General features: G+C 73.5%; 23 protein-coding genes and 1 pseudogene. 19 read left to right on the plus strand and 5 right to left on the minus strand.

Going from position 1 to position 20,061, the window contains the following annotated elements; genetic code table 11:
* Positions 1-5: 5 nt before the first annotated feature.
* Genes HD593_RS33910 through HD593_RS33920 form a run of 3 tightly spaced genes read left to right on the plus strand, consistent with a single transcriptional unit; the run spans position 6 to position 1,442 of the window.
* Positions 6-422 carry a CBS domain-containing protein gene (locus tag HD593_RS33910; RefSeq protein ID WP_185106019.1) on the plus strand — a complete coding sequence of 139 codons (417 nt, stop codon included), beginning with the start codon at positions 6-8 and terminating at the stop codon, positions 420-422.
* 16 nt (positions 423-438) lie between these two features.
* A complete protein-coding gene (locus tag HD593_RS33915) occupies positions 439-789 on the plus strand; it encodes an MmcQ/YjbR family DNA-binding protein (RefSeq protein ID WP_246546845.1) in 351 nt (116 codons plus the stop codon).
* A gap of 41 nt (positions 790-830) precedes the next feature.
* Positions 831-1,442: an SAM-dependent methyltransferase gene (locus HD593_RS33920; RefSeq protein WP_185106021.1), complete on the plus strand. Its 612-nt coding sequence runs from the start codon at positions 831-833 to the stop codon at positions 1,440-1,442.
* Here the strand turns inward: HD593_RS33920 and HD593_RS33925 are convergent, their stop codons facing one another.
* A complete protein-coding gene (locus HD593_RS33925; RefSeq protein ID WP_185106022.1) occupies positions 1,443-2,300 on the minus strand; it encodes a D-alanyl-D-alanine carboxypeptidase family protein in 858 nt (285 codons plus the stop codon). It lies immediately after the preceding gene.
* Positions 2,301-2,438: 138 nt separating this feature from the next.
* On the opposite strand from HD593_RS33925, the gene HD593_RS33930 reads away from it, so the two are divergent.
* Genes HD593_RS33930 through HD593_RS33965 form a run of 8 tightly spaced genes read left to right on the plus strand, consistent with a single transcriptional unit; the run spans position 2,439 to position 9,024 of the window.
* Positions 2,439-3,200 carry a DeoR/GlpR family DNA-binding transcription regulator gene (locus tag HD593_RS33930; protein ID WP_185106023.1) on the plus strand — a complete coding sequence of 254 codons (762 nt, stop codon included), beginning with the start codon at positions 2,439-2,441 and terminating at the stop codon, positions 3,198-3,200.
* On the plus strand, positions 3,197-4,156 hold the full coding sequence (gene pfkB, locus HD593_RS33935) for a 1-phosphofructokinase (protein ID WP_185106024.1): 960 nt from the start codon (positions 3,197-3,199) through the stop codon (positions 4,154-4,156). The genes HD593_RS33930 and pfkB overlap by 4 nt, the downstream gene beginning before the upstream one ends.
* Before the next feature lie 37 nt (positions 4,157-4,193).
* Positions 4,194-5,294 (plus strand): mannitol-specific PTS transporter subunit IIC, encoded by a 1,101-nt coding sequence (gene mtlA, locus HD593_RS33940; protein ID WP_185106025.1) that lies wholly within the window; start codon positions 4,194-4,196, stop codon positions 5,292-5,294.
* A 3-nt stretch (positions 5,295-5,297) separates the two neighbouring features.
* Positions 5,298-5,606, plus strand: coding sequence for a PTS sugar transporter subunit IIBC family protein (locus HD593_RS33945; protein ID WP_185106026.1), 309 nt, complete (start codon positions 5,298-5,300; stop codon positions 5,604-5,606).
* On the plus strand, positions 5,599-6,027 hold the full coding sequence (locus HD593_RS33950) for a PTS mannitol transporter subunit IIA (RefSeq protein ID WP_185106027.1): 429 nt from the start codon (positions 5,599-5,601) through the stop codon (positions 6,025-6,027). Before HD593_RS33945 ends, HD593_RS33950 begins: the two co-directional genes overlap by 8 nt.
* On the plus strand, positions 6,024-7,028 hold the full coding sequence (locus tag HD593_RS33955) for a zinc-dependent dehydrogenase (RefSeq protein WP_185106028.1): 1,005 nt from the start codon (positions 6,024-6,026) through the stop codon (positions 7,026-7,028). Before HD593_RS33950 ends, HD593_RS33955 begins: the two co-directional genes overlap by 4 nt.
* Before the next feature lie 12 nt (positions 7,029-7,040).
* Entirely contained in the window at positions 7,041-7,322 is a 282-nt protein-coding gene (locus HD593_RS33960; RefSeq protein WP_185106029.1) for an HPr family phosphocarrier protein, read from the plus strand.
* Positions 7,315-9,024, plus strand: coding sequence for a phosphoenolpyruvate--protein phosphotransferase (locus HD593_RS33965; protein ID WP_185106030.1), 1,710 nt, complete (start codon positions 7,315-7,317; stop codon positions 9,022-9,024). The genes HD593_RS33960 and HD593_RS33965 overlap by 8 nt, the downstream gene beginning before the upstream one ends.
* Positions 9,025-9,054: 30 nt before the next feature.
* On the opposite strand, the gene HD593_RS33970 is transcribed toward HD593_RS33965, so the two are convergent.
* Together HD593_RS33970 and HD593_RS33975 are read right to left on the minus strand one after the other, a co-directional pair.
* Positions 9,055-11,565, minus strand: a complete 2,511-nt coding sequence (locus HD593_RS33970; protein ID WP_185106031.1) for an ATP-dependent Clp protease ATP-binding subunit — start codon at positions 11,563-11,565, stop codon at positions 9,055-9,057.
* An 88-nt stretch (positions 11,566-11,653) separates the two neighbouring features.
* Positions 11,654-12,298 carry an SDR family oxidoreductase gene (locus HD593_RS33975; RefSeq protein ID WP_185106032.1) on the minus strand — a complete coding sequence of 215 codons (645 nt, stop codon included), beginning with the start codon at positions 12,296-12,298 and terminating at the stop codon, positions 11,654-11,656.
* Positions 12,299-12,321: 23 nt separating this feature from the next.
* On the opposite strand from HD593_RS33975, the gene HD593_RS33980 reads away from it, so the two are divergent.
* Positions 12,322-13,014: an HAD family hydrolase gene (locus HD593_RS33980; protein ID WP_185106033.1), complete on the plus strand. Its 693-nt coding sequence runs from the start codon at positions 12,322-12,324 to the stop codon at positions 13,012-13,014.
* A 62-nt stretch (positions 13,015-13,076) separates the two neighbouring features.
* Positions 13,077-14,501, plus strand: coding sequence for an NADP-dependent phosphogluconate dehydrogenase (gene gndA, locus HD593_RS33985; RefSeq protein ID WP_185106034.1), 1,425 nt, complete (start codon positions 13,077-13,079; stop codon positions 14,499-14,501).
* 15 nt (positions 14,502-14,516) lie between these two features.
* On the opposite strand, the gene HD593_RS33990 is transcribed toward gndA, so the two are convergent.
* Both HD593_RS33990 and HD593_RS33995 read right to left on the minus strand, forming a co-directional pair.
* Entirely contained in the window at positions 14,517-15,284 is a 768-nt protein-coding gene (locus HD593_RS33990) for an acyl-CoA thioesterase domain-containing protein (protein WP_312903902.1), read from the minus strand.
* Between the two features lie 11 nt (positions 15,285-15,295).
* Positions 15,296-16,234 carry a helix-turn-helix transcriptional regulator gene (locus HD593_RS33995; RefSeq protein WP_185106035.1) on the minus strand — a complete coding sequence of 313 codons (939 nt, stop codon included), beginning with the start codon at positions 16,232-16,234 and terminating at the stop codon, positions 15,296-15,298.
* 62 nt (positions 16,235-16,296) lie between these two features.
* Between HD593_RS33995 and HD593_RS34000 the strand changes: the two genes are divergently transcribed.
* From HD593_RS34000 to HD593_RS34020, 6 genes and pseudogenes are all read left to right on the plus strand, one after another.
* The gene (locus HD593_RS34000; RefSeq protein ID WP_221525130.1) at positions 16,297-17,400 is read left to right on the plus strand and encodes an epoxide hydrolase family protein; all 1,104 of its coding nucleotides are present in this window, start codon (positions 16,297-16,299) and stop codon (positions 17,398-17,400) included.
* Between the two features lie 93 nt (positions 17,401-17,493).
* Complete coding sequence (locus tag HD593_RS34005; RefSeq protein WP_185106037.1) at positions 17,494-17,919, plus strand: type II toxin-antitoxin system PemK/MazF family toxin; 426 nt, start codon at positions 17,494-17,496, stop codon at positions 17,917-17,919.
* A gap of 3 nt (positions 17,920-17,922) precedes the next feature.
* A complete protein-coding gene (locus HD593_RS34010; protein WP_185106038.1) occupies positions 17,923-18,243 on the plus strand; it encodes a hypothetical protein in 321 nt (106 codons plus the stop codon).
* Complete coding sequence (locus tag HD593_RS34015; RefSeq protein ID WP_185106039.1) at positions 18,240-18,665, plus strand: VOC family protein; 426 nt, start codon at positions 18,240-18,242, stop codon at positions 18,663-18,665. Before HD593_RS34010 ends, HD593_RS34015 begins: the two co-directional genes overlap by 4 nt.
* Before the next feature lie 2 nt (positions 18,666-18,667).
* Entirely contained in the window at positions 18,668-19,225 is a 558-nt protein-coding gene (locus HD593_RS60575) for an SMI1/KNR4 family protein (protein ID WP_221525131.1), read from the plus strand.
* Positions 19,226-19,335: 110 nt separating this feature from the next.
* Positions 19,336-20,049 (plus strand): annotated as a pseudogene (locus HD593_RS34020) (aminoglycoside phosphotransferase family protein); the annotation flags it as partial.
* Between the last annotated feature and the right edge of the window lie 12 nt (positions 20,050-20,061).

Here is a 20,061-nt window from a genome sequence, read left to right on the forward strand (position 1 = left end):
ATCCCATGGCGAAGACCGTGGCAGATGTGATGACCTCTCACCCGGCGACGGTCGAGGCGGACCAGCCGGTGTCCGTCGCGGCGTCGCTCATGCGCGACAACGACACCGGAGCGGTCATCGTCAACGACAACGGCCGCATGAAGGGCATCGTCACCGACCGCGACATCACGGTGCGCGTGGTCGCCGACGACCGCGGCCCCGACACCCCGGTCCGCGACGCGTGCAGCCCGTCCGTCGAGGCCGTCGGCCCCGACACCAGCATCGACCAGGCCGTCCAGCTCATGCGCACGCACGCCGTACGCCGCCTGCCGGTGGTCGAGGACGGCCGCGCGGTCGGCGTCGTCAGCCTCGGCGACCTGGCCGTCGAACGTGACCCGAACTCCGCGCTCGCGGACATCTCGGCAGCGGAGGGCAACCGGTAGTACCGTCTGCCGTGTGGTGACGGTCGATGATGTACGGCAGTTCGCGCGCACGCTCCCGCGCTCCTCTGAGCACCTCATCAGGGACCGCGTGAAGTTCCGCGTAGGCAAGATCGTCTACGTGGCGTTCTCGCGTGACGAGAGCCTGATGGGATTCGGGTTCCCGAAGGAGGAACGCGCGGCCCTGGTGGCCGCCGAGCCGGCGAAGTTCCTCCTGCCCCGGGAGTCCGACCTGCGCTTCCACTGGGTGGAGGCGCGGACTGCCGCCATCGACGTCACGGAGATGCGGGAGCTGGTGCTGGAGGCCTGGCGGATGTGCGTGCCCAGGAAGGTGCGGCTGGAGCAGGAGCTGGCCGCCGGGCGGCACTGACGGGCTTGATCGCGCCGCCGTCCTGCGCGAGGATCTTGATCATGACGCGGCAGGACTGGGTGCGATGGCACGACGGCTACGACGAGCCGGGCTCGTCGCTGAAGGACCGCCTCGACATCGTGCGCAGGTGGGCCGGGACGGCACTCGACGAGGGGGCGTCGCAGGTCGTGAGCCTGTGCGCCGGGCAGGGGCGCGACCTGCTGCCCGTGCTGGCGGCCCACCCCCGGCGCGGGCAGGTGCGGGCGCGGCTCGTCGAGCTGGACGAGCGGAACGCCGCCGCCGCCAGGAGCGCCGCGCCCGAGGGGGTCGAGGTGGTGTGCGGGGACGCGTCGGTGACGGACGCGTACGCGGGCGCCGTGCCGGCGGACCTCGTGCTGGCGTGCGGGATCTTCGGGAACATCACCGACGACGACATCCGGCGCACGGTCGCCGTGCTGCCGCAGCTCTGCGCGCCCGGCGCGATGGTGATCTGGACCAGGGGGCGGCATGAGCCCGACCTGGTGCCGGTGATCTGCGAGTGGTTCGAGGGCCACGGGTTCGAGCGGGTCGCGGCCGAGGGTGAGGGGACCGAGTACGGGGTCGGGGTGCATCGCTACGCCGGGCCCCCGGTGGCACTGGAGCCCGGCGCGCGGATGTTCACCTTCGTACGATGATCAACGGGCGACGCTGCGGTAGAGGTCGCGGGTGAGCGTGGTGATGCGCTTGACCGAGGAGCTCCAGGTGCCACCCGCCGGGTGCGCGGTCAGCACGGCCATGACGTAGCGGTCGCCCTGCCCGGCCAGGCCGGTGGAGTGCAGGACGGGCCGGCCGTAGTCGGGCACGCCCGAGCCGGTGGCGCGCTGGGCGACCCACGAGATGGGCGCCCCGGTCGCCGCGGCGTCGCTCCGGTACGAGACGGCCGCCGTCCTGTTGTCGCACTTGACCGGGGGCGTCGTGCCGAAGCCGGACCAGCCCTGCTTGACCGCCCACGGCCGCGGCACGCCGTCGGGGATGCCGAAGGTCTGGTCGAAGCCGTCGGTGCCGCACGGCGTGGACCGGCGCAGGTGGCCCAGGATGGTGTCCCTGATCCGGGGCTCGGCCCTGTCGAGCAGGTAGCGGTAGGTGCGCACGATGTCGTACGCGCTCAGCGACGTGTACCCCCAGAACCCGGGATGGGTCGCGGGCGGCGGCGTGGTGTCGGACAGCCCGAGCTTGCGCGCCTGCCTGACGATGATCTGCCCCTTGCCGAGGCGGTCCCAGAACGCGGAGGCGGCGTCGTCGTCGCTGGATCGGAGCATGATCTTCAGCAGCCTGGCGTCGGCGGCGGGCACGCTCTTGCGCCGCTCCAGGTAGTCGATCGCGATGAGGATCTTGACGACGGAGGCCGAGCGGTACTTCCTGTGCGCGTTCCGGGTGGCGACGATCTTGCCGGCCTGCCGGTCGAACACCACCCAGGCCGCCGTCGTGCCGGCCGGGACCCGGGGCGGCGCGGCCGCCCCGGCGGCGTGGGCGGGGGCCGTGAGCGCGGCCATGACAACGGGGACTACGGCCAGGGGCTTGATTCGCACCCGCCTATAACTACCAGATTTCGCCTGCCCACTCTTGACCGACCAACGAAAGCGGGTATAAACACAGGAGAAACCAACCTGAAACGGCGGTGAATCAACATCATGTACGCCGAGGAGCGGCAGCAGGAGATCCTGCGGAGGGCGCGGGCCGCGGGCCGCGTCGACGTGGTGACGCTGGCCGCCGAGCTCGACGTGACCACAGAGACGATCCGCCGCGACCTGACGTCGCTGGAGCGGGCGGGCGTGCTGCGCCGCGTGCACGGGGGCGCGATCCCCGTGGAGCGGCTGGGGTTCGAGCCCGCGCTGGCCACCCGTGACGAGGTCATGACGGCCGAGAAGGAACGCATCGCCAAGGCGGCGCTGGCCGAGCTGCCCGAGGACGGGTCCGTGATCATCGACGCGGGCACCACGACGGGCCGCCTGGTGCAGGTGCTGCCCGCCGACCGGGAGCTGACCGTCGTGGTCAACTCCCCGCCGCTGGCCACCGTGCTGGCCGCCCGCGCCAACCTGCACGTGATCATGCTGGGCGGCCGGGTCCGCGGCAAGACCCTGGCGACGGTGGACGACTGGGCGCTGCGCCCGCTGGCCTACCTCAACGTGGACGTGGCGTTCATGGCCACCAACGGCTGCTCGCTGAGCCGGGGCCTGACCACGCCCGACCCGGCGGAGGCGGCGATCAAGCGGGCCATGGTCAAGGCCGCGCAGCGCAGCGTGCTGCTGGCCGACCACACGAAGTTCGGCAACACGTACCTGTCCACGTTCGCCGAGCTGGGCGAGATCGACGTGGTGATCACCGACACCGGGCTGGACGTGTCGCTGGCCGCCGACCTGGCGGGGGCGGGCCCGGAGGTGATCCGGGCGTGATCCTCACCCTGACCCTGAACCCCAGCCTCGACCGCACCATCGAGATCGGCTCCCTCGACCGGGGCGCGGTCATCCGCGCCGCCGCGGCCCACCTCGACCCCGGCGGCAAGGGCGTGAACGTCTCGCGCGCCCTGCTGGCCAACGACGTCGCCAGCCGCGCGGTGATCCCGTACGGCGGCGACGAGGGCAGGCAGCTCGTCCGCCTGCTGGCCGCCGAGGGGCTCGACATGGTGACCGTCCCGGTGACGGGCGCGACCCGGTCGAACGTCACGCTCGCCGAGCCCGACGGCACCGTCACCAAGATCAACGAGCCGGGCACCGCGCTGTCGCCCGCCGAGCTGGACACGATCGCCGACGCGGTGCTCGCCTCCGCCCACGCCGGCGAGCAGGGCGCCGACTGGGTGGTGGCATCCGGGAGCCTGCCGCCCGAGGTGCCCGCCGACGTGTACGCCCGGCTGTGCCGCAGGTTCGCCGGCGCGGGCATCCACGTGGCCGTCGACACCAGCGGCCCCGCGCTCTCCTGCGCCCTGGCCGCCGCCCCCGCCCTGGTCAAGCCGAACCTGGAGGAGCTGTCGGCGGCCACCGGCATGCCGATCCGCAGCCTGGGCGACGTGGCCGAGGCCGCGGGCAAGCTGCGGGCCGCCGGCGCGCGTACGGTGCTGGCCAGCCTCGGCGCCGACGGCGCCGTGCTCGTCGAGGACGGCGGCAGCTGGTACGGCGAGGCCGCCGTGACCGAGCCGCGCAGCTCCGTCGGCGCCGGCGACGCCATGCTGGCCGGCTTCCTCGCCGCGGGAGGCTCCGGGCCCGAGGCGCTGAAACAGGCCCTGGCCTGGGGCGCCGCCGCCGTACGGCTGCCCGGCAGCCGCATGCCGGGCCCCGCGGACATCGACCCGGCCGCCGTCGCCATCCGCCCCACCGACCCCGCCCGCCTTCTCACCACGGCATTCCCCCGATAAGAAAGCGGCTGCTCAACCCCCCAGAAGGAGCACGTCCATGGCCGACACCTACACCCCTCCGGTCACCGGGACCGGAGTCAAGGCCACCATCCAGCGCATCGGCGGCCATCTGGCCGGCATGATCATGCCGAACATCGGCGCGTTCATCGCCTGGGGCCTGATCACCGCCCTGTTCATCCCGACCGGCTGGCTGCCCAACGAGGACCTCGCGAAGCTGGTCGGCCCCATCATCGGGACGCTGCTCCCGGTCCTCATCGCCTATACCGGCGGCCGGATGGTGCACGGGCAGCGCGGGGCGGTCGTCGGCGCGGTGGCGGTGATGGGCGTCGTGGTGGGCACGGAGTCCCCGATGTTCCTCGGCGCCATGATCATCGGCCCGCTCACCGCCTTGATCCTGAAATATGTGGACAAGTTCACGGAGGAGCGGACCAAGGCCGGCTTCGAGATGCTGGTGGACAACTTCACCGCCGGCATCGTGGGCGGCGCGATGGCCGTGGTCGGCTTCTACGGCATCGGCCCGATCGTCCAGGCCGTCACCACCGCCGCCGGCAACGCGGTGGAGTGGCTGATCACCAACAACCTGCTGCCGATCGCCTCCGTGCTGATCGAGCCGGCCAAGGTGCTGTTCCTGAACAACGCCATCAACCACGGCGTGCTGAGCCCGCTCGGCGTGGCCGAGGCCGCCGAGACCGGCAAGTCGATCCTGTTCATGCTGGAGTCGAACCCCGGGCCCGGGCTCGGCCTGCTGCTGGCGTTCCTGCTGTTCGGCCCGCGCGCGATGCGGCCGAGCACGCCCGCCGCGATGATCATCCACTTCTTCGGCGGCATCCACGAGATCTACTTCCCGTACGTGCTCATGAAGCCCCGCCTCATCCTGGCCGTCATCGCGGGCGGCGCCGCCGGGGTGTTCACGTTCATGGTCACCGGCGCCGGCCTGGTCGCCACGCCGTCACCCGGCAGCATCTTCGCCTACCTCGCGGTCACCCCGAAGGGCGGCTGGCTCGGCTCCAGCCTGGGGATCCTCGTGGCGACCGGCGTGACGTTCGTCGTCGCCGCCGTCCTGATGGGCTTCGGCAGGGGCGAGAAGGCCGAGCCCGCAGAGGCCGAAACCGCAGAAACCACCCAGAAGGAGAGCTGAGCCATGGCAGGCATCGACAGCAAGGACATCCACAAGATCATCGTGGCCTGCGACGCGGGCATGGGCAGCAGCGTCATGCTCGCCTCCCAGCTCAAGAAGCAGCTCAAGGAGACCGGCGTGACCGTGGAGCACACCCCGGTCAACTCCATCCCCGACGACGCCGACGTCGTCCTGTGCCACGCGGGCCTGGCCGCGCGTGCGAAAGCGGCCGCGCCGGGGAAGGTATTGGTCTCGTTCCAGATCTTCCTCGGCGACCCGGCGGTGACCCGGCTGGTGAACACCATCAAGAACGGCGGCACGGTCGATGCGTGACGACCTGCTCGACCCGCGCGCCGTACTGCTGCACGAGAGCGCCCCCGACCGCACCGCGGCCATCCGCCGGTGCGGGCGGGCGCTCGTCGACGTGGGCGCGGTCGGGGAGCCGTACATCGAGGCGATGCTGGAGCGCGAGCGGTCGATCTCCACCTACGTCGGCGAGGGCGTGGCCATCCCGCACGGCACGAACGCCTCCAAGGGGGACGTCGTACGCGACGCGATCTGCGTCGTGCGCTTCCCCGGCGGCGTCGACTGGGACGGCATGCGCGTCACGCTCTGCGTCGGCATCGCCGCCAGGGACAACGGGCACGTGCCGCTGCTGGCGGCGCTGGCCGAGATCCTGCTCGACCCGGACCGGGCACGAGCACTACGCGAGGCCGCCGAGGTCTCCGACGTCATCAAGGAGCTGACAGCATGAAGGTCGCGCGCTTCCACGCGCCCGGCGACATCAGGATCGAGGACGCGCCCGAGCCGGTCGCCGGCCCGGGCGAGCTGAAGATCCGGGTACGCAACTGCTCGACCTGCGGCACCGACGCCAAGATCTTCAAGTTCGGGCACCACCACATCGTGCCGCCGCGCGTGATGGGCCACGAGATCGCCGGGGAGGTGGTGGACACCGGCGCCCGGGTGCAGGTGATCGCCGCGATCCCGTGCGGCACGTGCCCCGACTGCGTGGCGGGCCGCCGTACGGTGTGCCCGAACCAGGAGTCGATGGGCTACCACTACGACGGCGGGTTCGCCGAGTACATGATCGTCCCCGCGAAGGTGCTGGCCGTGGACGGCGTCAACGCCATCCCCGACGGCGTCGGCTTCGCGGAGGCGTCGGTGGCCGAGCCGCTCGCGTGCGTGCTGAACGGCCAGGAGCTGGCCCGCGTGGGGCCCGGGGACGACGTGGTCGTGATGGGCGCGGGCCCGATCGGCTGCCTGCACGTGCGGCTGGCGCGGGCGCGCGGGGCGAACCGGGTGTTCCTCGTGGACGTCAACGCCGAGCGCCTGGCGATGGCCGCCGAGCTCGTCCGTCCCGACGCGGCCATCGACGCCGACCCCGCCGAGCAGGTGCTGAAGCTGACCGGCGGCCGAGGCGCCGACGTGGTGATCACGGCGGCGGCCTCCGGCGCCGCGCAGGAGCAGGCCGTGCGGATGGCGGCCAGGCAGGGTCGGATCAGCTTCTTCGGCGGGCTGCCCAAGGACGACCCGATCATCGCGCTCGACTCGAACCTCGTGCACTACCGCGAGCTGACCATCGTCGGCGCGAACGGCTCCAGCCCGGCCCACAACGCCCAGGCGCTGCGGCTGGTGGCCGAGGGCGCCGTGCCGGTGTCGGACCTGATCACCCACCGGCTGCCGCTGCCGCGCGTGCTGGACGGGATCGACCTGGTCAGCCGGGGCGCGGCCATCAAGGTCACCATTGAACCCTAGGAGGAGGTTGTGATGGCGCAGCGAACGGTGGCCGTGGCCTCTGCCAGCGGCCTGCACGCCCGGCCCGCCAAGCTGTTCGTGCAGGCGGCGGTGAAGTCGGGGGTGCCGGTGACGATCCGGGCCGGGGAGAAGGCGGTGCCGGCCAAGAGCATGCTGGGGGTGCTGTCGCTCGGCGTCGTCCAGGGCACGGAGGTCACGCTGGAGGCCGAGGGGCCGGGCGCGGAGGAGGCGCTGGACACGCTCGCGGCGCTGCTGGCCCGCGACCTGGACGCGGACGAGGCCCTCGATGCCTGACATCGCCGCCCCAGCGACCCCGGGTGGCGGGCCGTGGGAGGGGGGTGCCGGGGGGCTCGTCGGGCTGGGGGTCAGTCAGGGGCGGGCGGCCGGGCCGGTGATCCGGCTGGCCGATCCGCCGGAGCTGCCCGCGCCCAGGACGGTCACCGACCCGGGCGCCGAGGCCGCCACCGTGGCCAAGGCGCTGGAGGCGGTCGCGGCCGAGCTGAACCGGCGCGCCCTGGCCGCCGGCGGCGAGGCGGCCGAGATCCTGGAGGCGCTCGCCATGATCGCCGAGGACCCGGTGCTGCTGGAGGAGGCCGAACGGCTCACCGCCGGCGGCGCCGACGCCGCCCACGCCCTGGACGCCGCCTTCTCCGGCCACCGCGAGGCCCTGGCGCAGCTCGGCGGCTACCTGGCCGAGCGGGCCGCCGACCTCGACGACCTCAAGCACCGCGCGGTGGCCTCCGCGCTCGGCCTGCCGATGCCGGGCCTGCCCTCGCCCGGCCATCCGTACGTGCTGGTGGCCACGGACCTCTCCCCCGCCGACACCGCGGGCCTGGGCGGCGACGTGCTGGCGCTGGTCACCGAGCGCGGCGGGCCGACGAGCCACACCGCGATCCTGGCCCGGGCCAGGGGCCTGCCCGCCGTCGTGGCCTGCGCGGGCGTCACCGGCCTGGCCGACGGCACGGTGATCGGCGTGGACGGCGGCACCGGCGAGATCGCGATCGGCCTGTCCGAGCGGGAGACCGCCGAGGTCGCCCGGACCGAGGCCGCCCGCAGAGCCCGCCTCCGCACGAGCCGGGGCCCGGGCCGGACCGCGGACGGGCATGCGGTCAAGCTCCTGCTCAACATCGGCTCAGCCGAGGACCTGGCACCGCACGACCCGGAACCGGCCTCCGGGGGCACCAGCGCCGAGCAGACGGGCGGGGCGGAAGCGGGCGTCGGGGGGACGGGTGCTGAAGGGGTGGGGCTCTTCAGGACGGAGTTCCTGTTCCTCGATCGCAGGCAGCCGCCGTCGTTCGAGGAGCAGGTGACCGCGTACGCGGAGGTGTTCGGACGGGCGGAGCACGTGATCGTGCGCACGCTCGACGCCGGCACCGACAAGCCGCTGCCCTTCCTCGGCCTGCCGCAGGAGCAGAACCCGGCGCTGGGCGTGCGCGGCCTGCGCGTGGACCGGCTGCTGCCCGAGGTGCTGGACACCCAGCTCGACGCGATCGCCGAGGCGGCGCGCCGGGCGGGCGCCGAGCCGTGGGTGATGGCGCCCATGGTCACCACGGTCGGGGAGGCGAGCGACTTCGCCCGCCGGGCCCGGGCCAAGGGGATCGCGCACGTGGGCGTGATGGTCGAGGTGCCGGCGGCGGCGCTGCGTGCGGGCAGGCTGCTGCAGGAGGTCGACTTCCTCAGCATCGGCACCAACGACCTGGCCCAGTACACCTTCGCCGCCGACCGTCAGCATTCGGCGCTGGCCGACCTCCTGGACCCGCGCCAGCCGGCGCTGCTGGAGCTGATCGCGCTGTGCGCGGAGGCGGGCAGGCAGGCGGGCAAGCCGGTCGGGGTGTGCGGCGAGGCGGCGGGCGACCCGCTGCTCGCGCCGCTGCTGGTGGGCCTGGGGGTGACGAGCCTGTCCATGGCGGCGGTGTGCGTCCCGGCGGTGCGGGAGGCGCTGGCGGGCCTCACCCTGGACGAGTGCCGCGAACGGGCCCGCGCCGCACTCGAATGATCTTCGAGACACCCCCGTCCGACCGGGTGGTCAGGTGGCCGGCTCCGGGTTGTGGGCCTTGAGGCGGAGCCGGTCGCCTTCCACGTCCACCGTCACCTTGCCGTGCTCCCCCACCTCCCCGGTGAGCAACATCGTGGACAGCCGGTTGTCCAGCTCGCGCTGCACCGTCCGGCGCAGCGGCCGGGCGCCGAACTCGGGCTGGTAGCCGCGCCCCGCCAGCCAGTCCTTGGCCGCGTCCGTGACCTCCAGCGTCACGTCCTGGCCGCGCAGCCGCTGCCGGGTACGTTCCAGCAGCAGGTCCACGATCTGGCGGAGCTGCTCGCGCTCCAGCCGCTTGAAGACGATCGTCTCGTCGATGCGGTTGAGCAGCTCGGGCCGCAGCGAGCGGCGCAGCAGGTCCATGAGCTGCTCCTCGACGTCCCCGGTGGCCTCCAGGATGAGCTGGGCGCCGAGGTTGCTGGTCATGATGACGATCGTGTTGGTGAAGTCGACCGTGCGCCCCTGGCCGTCGGTCAGGCGGCCGTCGTCGAGCATCTGCAGCAGGATGTTCATCACGTCGGGGTGGGCCTTCTCGATCTCGTCGAGCAGGATCACGCCGTGCGGGCGGCGGCGGACGGCCTCGGTGAGCTGCCCGGCCTCCTCGTACCCGACGTATCCGGGCGGCGCGCCGATCAGCCGCGAGACCGTGTGCCGCTCCTGGAACTCGCTCATGTCGATGCGCACCATGTGGTCCTCGCCGCCGAACAGCGCCGCCGCCAGCGCCCTGGCCAGCTCCGTCTTGCCGACGCCCGTGGGGCCGAGGAACAGGAAGCTGCCGATCGGGCGGTTCGGGTCCGACAGGCCGGCCCTGGCCCTGCGTACGGCCTCGGCGATGGCGACGACGGCCTCGTCCTGGCCGATGACGCGCTGGTGCAGGTGCTCCTCCAGCCGCATGAGGCGGTCGCGCTCCTGCTCGGTGAGCTGGGTGACGGGGATGCCGGTGCGCCGGGAGACGACCTCGGCGATGTCCTCCACCATGACCTGCGGCACCGTATCGGTCCCGTGCCTGGCGCGCTCCAGCTCGGGGCGGAGCTTGTCGATCTGCGTGGTCAGCTCCTTGGCGCGGTCGAAGTCGTCGCCGGCGACGGCCTGGTCCTTGTCGCGTCGCAGCGCGTCGAGGCGTTCCGCCAGCTCCCGTACGTCGCTGCCGGGCGTGCGGGAGCGCAGCCGGACCCGGGCCGAGGACTGGTCGACGAGGTCGATGGCCTTGTCGGGCAGGAACCGGTCGGAGATGTAGCGGGCGGACAGGCCGGCCGCCGCCTCCAGCGCCTCGTCGGTGATGCGGACCTGGTGGTGCGCCTCGTACGCGTCGCGCAGCCCGGCCAGGATCTCGACCGTCTGCTCCACGGTCGGCTCGGGGACCAGGATCGGCTGGAAGCGGCGTTCGAGCGCGGCGTCCTTCTCGATGTTCTTGCGGTACTCGTCGATGGTGGTGGCGGCGATGACGTGCAGCTCGCCGCGGGCCAGGGCTGGCTTGAGGATGTTCGCGGCGTCCATGCCGCCCTCGGCGGAGCCGGCGCCGACCAGCGTGTGCACCTCGTCGATGAAGACGATGGTCTCGTCGGCGTGCGCCCGCACCTCGTCGATGACCTTCTTGACGCGCTCCTCGAACTCGCCCCGGTACTTCGAGCCGGCCACCATCCCGGTCAGGTCGAGCGCGACGACGCGGCGGTCCTTGAGCGTGTCGGGCACGCTGCCGTTGACGATGCGCTGGGCGATGCCCTCGACGATCGCGGTCTTGCCGACGCCGGGCTCGCCGATCAGGCACGGGTTGTTCTTGGTGCGCCGCGACAGCACCTCGATGCACTGCTCGATCTCGTCCTCGCGGCCCACGACCGGGTCGATGCGGCCCTGCCTGGCCTCCTCGGTGAGGTCGCGGCCGTACTCGTCGAGCGAGGGGGTGTCGCCGGCGCGGCGGCCGTCGCCGCCCCCGGGCTGCCCCCCGTACTGCCGGGCCGGCCCGGACATCATGGCCTGCTGCAGCTCGTTCGCCGAGACGCCCTGCTCCTGGAGGAGGCGGGCGGCGGTGGAGTCGGGGTTGGCGGCCAGCGCGAGCAGCAGGTGCTCGGGCCCGATGTACGACGACTGCAGGGCGCGGGAGATGCGCTGGGCGTCGAGGATGGCCCGCTTGGTGGCCGGGGACAGCGTGGTGGGCGGCTCGGCGGGCTCGCCGGGGCCGGCCGCGGCGTCGATGCGGTCGCGCAGCCGCCCGACGTCCACCCCTGCCGTACGCAGCAGCGCCTGCCCGGAGTCGGTGTCGACCAGCGCGTCGAGCAGGTCGAGCACGTCGAGGTCGGCCGCGCCCCGCTGGCCCGCGCCCTCCAGCGCCCTGCTGAGCACCTGCCTGGCCTCGGCGCTGAGCAGCCTGCCCACGTCCACCCGCTGGACGCTGGGCCGGGACGGCGGCCAGCCCTCCATGCCGCCGAACACCCGGCCGGTGAGCTCCTCGAACCCGCGGAACGGGTCTCCACCAAAGAACGATCTGAACGGCATGTCCGACATCGCAGGTCCCCCTCGTGCTCAGGGGACATCTAGCCGCGCCCGCCGCCCGTCAATGCCAGCGATCGGCAAAGCATTCAGCCCGGGGAGGTCACTCGTTCGACGCGACGAGGTCGATGATCGGCGTGTCGCCGGAGACGAGCTCCAGCGTCCGCCCGGCCGTGGCGGGGTTGTCCAGCAGCGCCACGATGACGGCGGCCACGTCGTCGCGCGGCACCGCGCCCGGCGGCACCTCGGGGGCCAGCCGCACCAGCCCCGTGCCGGGCTCGTCGGTCAGGCGGCCCGGCCGCAGGATGGTCCAGGCGAGGTCGCGGGCGCGCAGGTCCTCCTCGGCCTCGGTCTTGGCCTTGATGTAGGCGGCCCACACCTCGTCGCGGCCGGGCGCGAGCGGCTTGCCCGCCCCGATCGAGGAGATCTGGATGAAGCGCCGCACGCCCGCCCGCTCGGCCGCCTCGGCGAGCAGCACGGACGCGCCGCGGTCCACGGTGTCCTTGCGCGGCGCGCCGCTGCCGGGGCCCGCGCCGGCCGCGAACACGACGGCGTCGGCGCCCTCGACGATCCGCGTGACCTCCTCGGCGCTCGCCCGCTCCAGGTCGCACACCACCGCCTCGGCGCCGGTCGCCTCGACGTCGGCGACGTGCGCCGGATTGCGTACCAGGCCCACCGCTCCCGGCCCGAGCCGGGCGGCCAGCCGCAGCGCGATCTTCCCGTGTCCCCCCGCGATGATGATCCGCATGCCGCCCATGGTGTCATGGACGCATGTACGACTTCCCGGAGGCACCCACGCCCGCGTTCCTGTTCGACCTGGACGGCACCCTGATCGACAGCGTCTACCAGCACGTGGTGGCCTGGCGGCAGGCGCTGTCCGGGATGGGCATCGACCTGTCGGTGTGGCGCATCCACCGGCGCATCGGCATGAGCGGCGGGCTGTTCGTCAGCGCGCTGCTGCGCGAGACGGGCCTCAAGCTGACCAGGGAGCAGATCGACGAGCTGCAGACCCACCACGCCGACGCGTACGAGCAGCAGGTCCACTCGGTCAAGCCGCTGCCCGGCGCGAGCGAGCTGCTGGCCGAGCTGAGCGCGCGCGGCGTGCCGTGGGCGATCTGCACCAGCGGGTACGCCCGCACGGCCCGCCTCGCGCTGGGCATGCTGGGGCTGCCGGAGGACACGCCGATGGTCACGCGCGACCTGGTGCGGCGGGCCAAGCCGGACCCCGACCTGTTCCTCGCCGGTGCGGCGCTGGCCGGGGTGGATCCGGCGCATGCCATGGTGGTGGGCGACAGCGTCTGGGACCTGCTCGCCGCCCGCCGGGCCGGCGCGCTGGGCATCGGGCTGCTGTCGGGCGGTTACGGCAGGGACGAGCTGGAACGCGCGGGCGCGTTCATGGTGTACGCCGACCCGGCGGACATGCTGAACAGGCTGGACGAGCTCGGGGTCCGCGGAAGTGATTGACATGGGAATATCCCTGCGAACCCGCGAGCTGGATCATGCGTATTCCCCGAAGAGGAGCTGAGATGGACTTGGCAGACATCGGCGTCACCGGTCTGGCGACCATGGGGCGCAACCTGGCCAGGAACCTGGCCAGGCACGGGTACGCGGTGGCCGTGCACAACCGGTCGCACAGCCGTACCGAGCAGTTGGTGAAGGAGTTCGGCGGGGAGGGCACGTTCATCCCGTCGGAGGACCTCGCCGCCTTCGTGGCCTCGCTGAAGCGTCCGCGGCGCGCGATCATCATGGTGAAGGCGGGCGCCGGCACCGACGCGGTGATCGACCAGCTCGCCGACCTGATGGAGCCGGGCGACATGATCGTCGACGGCGGCAACGCGCACTTCGAGGACACGCGGCGGCGCGAGGCCGCGCTGCGCGAGCGCGGCCTGCACTTCGTCGGCACCGGCATCTCCGGCGGTGAGGAGGGCGCGCTGAACGGCCCGAGCATCATGCCGGGCGGCTCGAAGGAGTCGTGGGAGGCGCTGGGCCCGATCCTCCAGGACATCTCGGCCAAGGTGGACGGGGTGCCGTGTTCGGTGCACGTGGGCCCCGACGGCGCCGGGCACTTCGTGAAGATGGTGCACAACGGCATCGAGTATTCGGACATGCAGCTCATCGCCGAGTCGTACGACCTGCTGCGGCAGGCTCTCGGCGCGACGCCGGCGGAGCTGGCCGAGGTGTTCAGGGAGTGGAACCGGGGCGAGCTCGACTCCTACCTGATCGAGATCACCGCCGAGGTGCTCGACCAGGTGGACGCCGAGACGGGCAAGGCGTTCGTGGACGTCGTGGTGGACCAGGCCGAGCAGAAGGGCACCGGCCGGTGGACCGTGCAGAGCGCGCTCGACCTGGGCGTGCCGGTGACGGGCATCGCGGAGGCCACGTTCGCGCGGGCGCTGTCGGGCCACCCGGAGCAGCGGGCCGCGGCCCGGCCGCTGGCCGGGCCGGCGCTGTCGGGCGTCGGCGGGCGCGAGCTGATCGAGGACGTGCGGCAGGCCCTGTACGCCTCCAAGATCGTGGCCTACGCCCAGGGCTTCGACCAGATGGCGGCGGCCTCGAAGGAGTACGGCTGGGATCTCGACCTGGGCGCCATGGCCACGATCTGGCGGGGCGGGTGCATCATCCGGGCCAAGTTCCTGGACCGGATCCGGGAGGCGTACGACGCGAACCCGAACCTGCCGACGCTGCTGGCCGACCCGACGTTCGCGGGCGCGCTGGAGGCGGCGCAGGAGTCGTGGCGGCGCGTGGTCACCACGGCGGTGCGGATCGGCGTGCCGACGCCCGGCTTCTCCTCGGCCCTGGCCTACTATGACGGGCTGCGCCGCGACCGCCTTCCGGCGGCGCTGGTGCAGGGACTGCGCGACTTCTTCGGCGCGCACACCTACCGCCGGGTGGACAAGGAGGGCACCTTCCACACCGACTGGTCCGGCGACCGTGCGGAGCGGCCGGCGTAGCCCCCCTTCATCCGCTCAGCGCCCGCCGCCTATCACGGGGTTGGCGAGCGCCGTCACCACGCAGAAGCCGATGGGCCCGGCGGGGTCGTGCATGGTCACCTGACCTGTGGCGACGCCGCCGGCGCTGACGTGCCCGGTCGACTCGACCCCGACCAGGTCGCCCTCGGGCAGCCTGGCCAGCGTCAGCGTGTAGTCGGCGTTGATGAACCGCAGCCCGTCGCGCTGGGCGTTGGCGAGCGGGCTGGCGAAGTCGGCGGCCAGCGCGACGCGTACGAACGGGGTCAGCGGCTCGTCGTCGACCAGCAGGTGCTTCTCGCGCATCCAGGCCCGCCCGGGCTCGCCGAAGGGCGTCACCCACCACAGGTCGAACGGCGGCCGCCAGCCGTCGCCCTCGGTGGGCGGCGCGGCGGGCGGCGGCTCGTCCCAGGCGGGGGTGACCAGCGCCCGCTCGCCGGCGGGCTGCTCGCTCTCGCGCAGCAGCACGGCGCTCGCCCTGGCGATCACGCCCTGCTCGGTGGAGATCACGGCGTCGGCCACCCGGATCCTGCGCCCGTCCCTGACCAGCGTGGTCTCCACGGTGACGGGCAACATCGGGCTGTTGCGGAACAGGTCGACGGTCAGCCGCGCGAAGCGCAGGCCGGGCTCGGCGTGGCGCTCCTCCAGCGCCTGGGCGGCCAGCCCGCCGAGCAGGCGGCCGTGGAGCATGTCGGGGGACCAGGGGCCACGGGCGTGGGGCGCGGGGACGAGCTCGTCCCGCTTGCGCGTGAAGAACGCTGACGTCACAGAACGATATTCTAGACAGAGATCAGGCGGCTGCCGAGCGCGCGCAGCCGTTCCTTGAGCTCGACCGGCTCCAGCACCTCGAAGTCCACGTCGAGGAAGGCCACGACCACGGCCATGAGGTGCGGGTCGTCGCCGCGCAGCGTGAGCACGCACCGCTCGCCGTCCAGCGGCTCGACGGCGCCGGAGACGCCGCCCGCCACCCGCTCGGCCGGGGCGTGCAGCAGGAAGCGGGCCTCGAACGGCCACATGTCGTGGGCCAGGCGGTGCTGCACCCAGGCGGCCACGTCGGGCGCGGGCGGCTCGCGCGGGGCGAAGCGGGGGCCGTTGGGGGTGCGCAGGCTCATCCGGTCGGCGCGGAAGGTGCGCCAGTCGCGGCGGTCGGCGTCCCAGGCGACGAGGTACCAGCGGCTGCCCTTCGTGACGAGGCTGTGGGGGTCGGCCCTGCGGCAGGCGGTCTCTCCCCCGTGCCCGGTGTAGTCGAAGCGGAGCTGCTCACGGTCGCGGCAGGCGGCGGCGATGCGGGTGAGCACGTCGGCGTCCACGGTGGGGCCGTCGCGGTTGATCCGCACGGTGTGGGTCTGCAGGGTGTTCACCCGGTGGCGCAGGCGGGCCGGCAGGACCTGCTCCAGCTTGGCCAGCGCGCGCAGCGAGGTCTCCTCGATGCCGGTGACGGTCCCGTTCGCGGCCGTACGCAGCCCGACCGCCACCGCCACGGCCTCCTCGTCGTCGAGCAGCAGCGGCGGCAGCTCGGCGCCGGCGCCCAGCCGGTAACCGCCCGCCACGCCGGGTGCCGAGTGCACCGGGTAGCCGAGGCTGCGCAGCCGCTCGACGTCGCGGCGCACGGTCCTCGGGGCGACGCCGAGCCGCTCCGCCAGGTCGGCGCTGGACCAGTCGCGCCGGGTCTGCAGGAGGGACAGCAGGCGCAGGAGTCTCGCGGAGGTGTCCAGCATGCCGCCCATTGTGCCGCCATTGTGGCCCGTAACTGGCCGCGATGGCGCCTAACGTGCCCGGCATGGACCCATTCGTGATCGACATCTCCCAGGACCGGCTCGACGATCTGCGCGAGCGCCTGGACAGGACCCTCTGGCCGGACGCCGTCGACGGCGCCGGCTGGTCGTACGGGGTGCCGCCGGAGGCGGTGCGGGAGCTGGCCGCGTACTGGCGGGACGGCTACTCCTGGCGGGCGCACGAGGCGCGGCTGAACGAGCTGCCGCAGTACACGACCGAGATCGACGGGCAGCGGGTGCACTTCGCGCACGTCCGCTCGGCCCGGCCCGGCGCGCTGCCGCTGCTGATGACGCACGGCTGGCCCAGCTCGTTCGCGGACTTCGCGCGCGTGGCCGGGCCGCTCAGCCGGGACTTCCACCTGGTCATCCCGTCCATCCCGAACTTCGCGTTCTCCGGCCCCGCCCGCTCGGCGGGCTGGGGCGTGCGGCGGGTGGCCGCCGCGTGGGTCACGCTGATGGACCGGCTGGGGTACGGCCGGTTCGGCGTGCAGGGCGGCGACTTCGGCTCGCTGATCTCGGCGGCGACCGGCCGCGCCGCGCCCGGCCGGGTGGTGGGGGTGCACCTGAACGCCTCGGTGACCGCGTTCCCCACCGACGACCTGTCGGGGCTGACGGAGGAGGAACGGGCGCGGGCCGCCGGCGTCGAAGAGTGGCAGGAGATCTCCGGATACGCCGTGATCCAGGGGACGCGGCCGCAGACCCTCGCCTACGGCCTGACCGACTCCCCCGCCGGGCTGCTCGCCTGGAACCTGGACGCCTTCTCCTCCTGGGGCCAGGACGCCTTCTCCTCCTGGGGCCAGGACGCCGGCGGGCTCCAGGCCGACGACATCCTGACCAACGTGGCCATCTACTGGTTCACCGGCACCGCGGGCACGTCGGGCCGCCTGTACAAGGAGAGCGGCCCCGACTGGGCGCCGCCCGCCGAGCCGGACAGCACGCCCACCGGGATCGCGGTCTTCCCCGGCGACACCACCGTGCGCCGCTACGCTGAGCAGGTGCACAACGTGGTGCACTGGTCGGAGTTCTCCCGTGGCGGGCACTACGCCGCGCTCCAGGCGCCCGACCTGCTCGCCGAGGACGTGCGGGCGTTCTTCGCCGGGCTGGCCTGAGGGTTTCCCGGGCTGGCCTGAGGGTTTCCCGGGCTGGCCTGTGGGTTTCCCGGGGGCTGGCCTGACGCTCGGAGGATCCGTATGCTCCGGTGGATGCGCGATCTAGGTGAGGATCCCCGGCCGGTCCGGGGTGCGGTACGCGAGATCCACTCCCTGCGGGAGGCCGTCACCCTGGCCTACTCCCCCGACCTCGACGGCCTGGCCGACCCGGGCGAGATCGTCTGGGCGTGGGTGCCGTACGAGGAGGACCCGGCGCGGGGCAAGGACCGGCCGCTGCTGGTCGTGGGGCGTACGGGCCGCAGGCTGCTGGGCATGATGCTCTCCAGCAAGGGCGACGACGGGCCCGACTGGCTGGAGCTGGGCGAGTGGGGGCGGGACGGCCGGGTGTCGTACGTGCGGCTGGACCGGGTGTTCGTGCTGGACGAGGACGACATCAGGCGCGAGGGCGCGGTGCTCGACGGCGAGCGGTTCGCCCGGGTCGCCGCCAGGCTCATGAAGACCCACGGATGGGGGGCCTGACCGGTGAGATTCACGCCTGCCGCGCGGTCGTTCGTGGCGGGGCTGCTGGTGGCCAACAGCGCCCCGCACCTGGCCACGGCCGTTACCGGGCGCCGGCACCTGACGCCGCTGGCGGGCCGCGGCTCCGGGCCCGGCGTCAACCTGCTGTGGGGCGCGGCCAACCTGGCCGGCGGGCTGGCGCTGCTGCGCTCGGCGGCGCGGGCCGAGCGGCCCGGCGACGCGTGGGACTCCCGGCTGGTCGCCTTCGAGAGCGGGTGCCTGGTGTTCGCGGCCTGGATGGCGGTCACCGAGCGGTTCTTCCCGATGAACCACGGGGAGTCTTGAGCGCGGGCCGGCGGGCGTCCCCGCTGATCAGGAAGATCGACTCGGTCGCCGTCCCGGTACCCGACCTGGAGGCCGGGCTCCGGTTCTACCGGGACCGGCTGGGGCACGAGCTGCTGTGGCGCAACGACGAGCTGGGGCAGGCCGGGCTCGCGCTGCCCGACAGCGACGCGGAGCTCGTCCTGTCCACCGGCCCCGATCTGGCGCCCGCCTGGCTGGTCGAATCGGCGGACGAGGCCGCAGCCGAGGTGGTCGCGGCGGGCGGGCGGACGCTGGCCGAGCCCGCCGACATCCCGGTCGGCAGGGTGACGGTGGTGGCCGACCCGTTCGGGAACGCCCTGGTGCTGCTCGACCTGTCCAAAGGGCGGTACACGACCGACGAGACCGGCTCGGTGACAGGCGTCACCGGCCCCGGCGAGGTGTGATCATGGTGGGTGTGAACACCGACCACGCGAGCCCCGGCGACCTCGCCGCCCTGCGCGCGGCCTTCCCCGGCGGCGGGCCGCCCCTGGGATGGGACGCCGTGCGCGCCTTCGAGGCCGGGCACGGGATCGTGCTGCCCGAGCCATACCGCACGTTCGTGGCCGAGATCTGCGACGGCTCCTACACGGGCCCGCCGGACTTCGGGCTGGAGCCGCTGGCCGAGCTGCCCGACGACTGGGGCGACGACCGGCCCGAGCGGGTGCCCGCCGAGCCGTTCCCGCTGACGGAGCCGTGGGTGTGGGAGGACGACCCGCGCCCGGAGGAGGAGATCGAGGCGCTGCTCGGGCCGGTGTACGACCACGGCTCGATCGTGCTGGGCACGGACGGGTGCGGCATGTACTGGCACCTGATCGTCACCGGCCCGCACCGCGGCCACATCTGGAACATCACCGGCGAGGGCGCCGCCCCGTTCGGCGCCGAGTTCGGCCACACCACGGCCGATCCGGGCTTCGCCGGCTGGGTACGGCACTGGGCCGAGGGCAGGCCCTGGTACGACGCGTGATCCCCGAGGCGTTCGCGCGGGCCACGGTCGAGCGGGAGGGCGAGCCCGGCGCGGCGTGGCTGGCCGGGCTGCCCGCGATCGTGGCCGGGTTGCTGGAGCGGTGGGAGTGCGTGCCCGGCGGCGAGGTGCTGCACGGCGGCGTGGGCGTCGTCGTGCCCGTGCGGCGGGCGACCGGCGACGACGCCGTGATCAAGGTGTCGTTCCCGCATCCCGGCAACGTGCACGAGCCGGACGCGTTCGCCGCGTGGGGCGGGCGCGGCGCCGTCCGGCTGTACGAGCGCGCCGACGAGCGGTTCGCCATGCTGCTGGAACGGGTGCGACCGGCCACCCTGGCGGAGACCGGCGACGTGGAGGAGATGGTGACGGTCGCGGGCCGGCTCAGCCGCAGGCTCGCGATCCCCGCGCCGCCCGGCCTGCCCCGGCTGCGCGAGCAGGCCGGCGAGTGGGAGGAGGAGCTGCGCAAGGACGCCGGGGAGCTGCCGCACGCGCTGCCCGCCCGCGTGGTGGACGCCGCTGTGGCGACCGCGCGCGAGCTGGGCCCCGTGCAGCCGGACCTCCTGCTCCACGGCGACCTGCACCCCCGGAACGTGCTGCGCGCCGGCCGGGAGCCGTGGCTGGCCGTCGATCCCAAGGGGTACGCGGGAGATCCCGCCTACGACGGCGGCACGCTGCTCAAGTCGCTCGCGCCCGGGCTGGCCGAGGCCGGCGACCTGCGCGCGGCCGTGCACCGCGTGCTCGCCGGCTTCGCCGCGGCCGCCGGGCTCGATCGCGAGCGGGTGCGGCGGTGGGCCCAGTTCCACGCCGTGCGGGGCGCGTTCTGGGGCCACCGCCACGGG

The sequence above is a fragment of the Nonomuraea rubra genome (assembly GCF_014207985.1).
Lineage (GTDB): Bacteria > Actinomycetota > Actinomycetes > Streptosporangiales > Streptosporangiaceae > Nonomuraea > Nonomuraea rubra.

Bases quoted from the DNA above. Each gene is read 5' to 3' on its own strand.
- HD593_RS33960 (WP_185106029.1), top strand. From the start codon at position 7,041: ATGGCGCAGCGAACGGTGGCCGTGGCCTCTGCCAGCGGCCTGCACGCC.
- HD593_RS33920 (WP_185106021.1), top strand. From the start codon at position 831: ATGACGCGGCAGGACTGGGTGCGATGGCACGACGGCTACGACGAGCCG.
- HD593_RS33955 (WP_185106028.1), top strand. From the start codon at position 6,024: ATGAAGGTCGCGCGCTTCCACGCGCCCGGCGACATCAGGATCGAGGAC.
- mtlA (WP_185106025.1), top strand. From the start codon at position 4,194: ATGGCCGACACCTACACCCCTCCGGTCACCGGGACCGGAGTCAAGGCC.
- HD593_RS33925 (WP_185106022.1), bottom strand. From the start codon at position 2,300: ATGGCCGCGCTCACGGCCCCCGCCCACGCCGCCGGGGCGGCCGCGCCG.
- HD593_RS33930 (WP_185106023.1), top strand. From the start codon at position 2,439: ATGTACGCCGAGGAGCGGCAGCAGGAGATCCTGCGGAGGGCGCGGGCC.
- HD593_RS33980 (WP_185106033.1), top strand. From the start codon at position 12,322: ATGTACGACTTCCCGGAGGCACCCACGCCCGCGTTCCTGTTCGACCTG.
- HD593_RS33970 (WP_185106031.1), bottom strand. From the start codon at position 11,565: ATGTCGGACATGCCGTTCAGATCGTTCTTTGGTGGAGACCCGTTCCGC.
- HD593_RS33910 (WP_185106019.1), top strand. From the start codon at position 6: ATGGCGAAGACCGTGGCAGATGTGATGACCTCTCACCCGGCGACGGTC.
- HD593_RS33965 (WP_185106030.1), top strand. From the start codon at position 7,315: ATGCCTGACATCGCCGCCCCAGCGACCCCGGGTGGCGGGCCGTGGGAG.
- HD593_RS33945 (WP_185106026.1), top strand. From the start codon at position 5,298: ATGGCAGGCATCGACAGCAAGGACATCCACAAGATCATCGTGGCCTGC.
- HD593_RS60575 (WP_221525131.1), top strand. From the start codon at position 18,668: ATGGTGGGTGTGAACACCGACCACGCGAGCCCCGGCGACCTCGCCGCC.
- HD593_RS33950 (WP_185106027.1), top strand. From the start codon at position 5,599: ATGCGTGACGACCTGCTCGACCCGCGCGCCGTACTGCTGCACGAGAGC.
- HD593_RS34000 (WP_221525130.1), top strand. From the start codon at position 16,297: ATGGACCCATTCGTGATCGACATCTCCCAGGACCGGCTCGACGATCTG.
- HD593_RS33975 (WP_185106032.1), bottom strand. From the start codon at position 12,298: ATGCGGATCATCATCGCGGGGGGACACGGGAAGATCGCGCTGCGGCTG.
- gndA (WP_185106034.1), top strand. From the start codon at position 13,077: ATGGACTTGGCAGACATCGGCGTCACCGGTCTGGCGACCATGGGGCGC.
- HD593_RS34005 (WP_185106037.1), top strand. From the start codon at position 17,494: ATGCGCGATCTAGGTGAGGATCCCCGGCCGGTCCGGGGTGCGGTACGC.
- HD593_RS33995 (WP_185106035.1), bottom strand. From the start codon at position 16,234: ATGCTGGACACCTCCGCGAGACTCCTGCGCCTGCTGTCCCTCCTGCAG.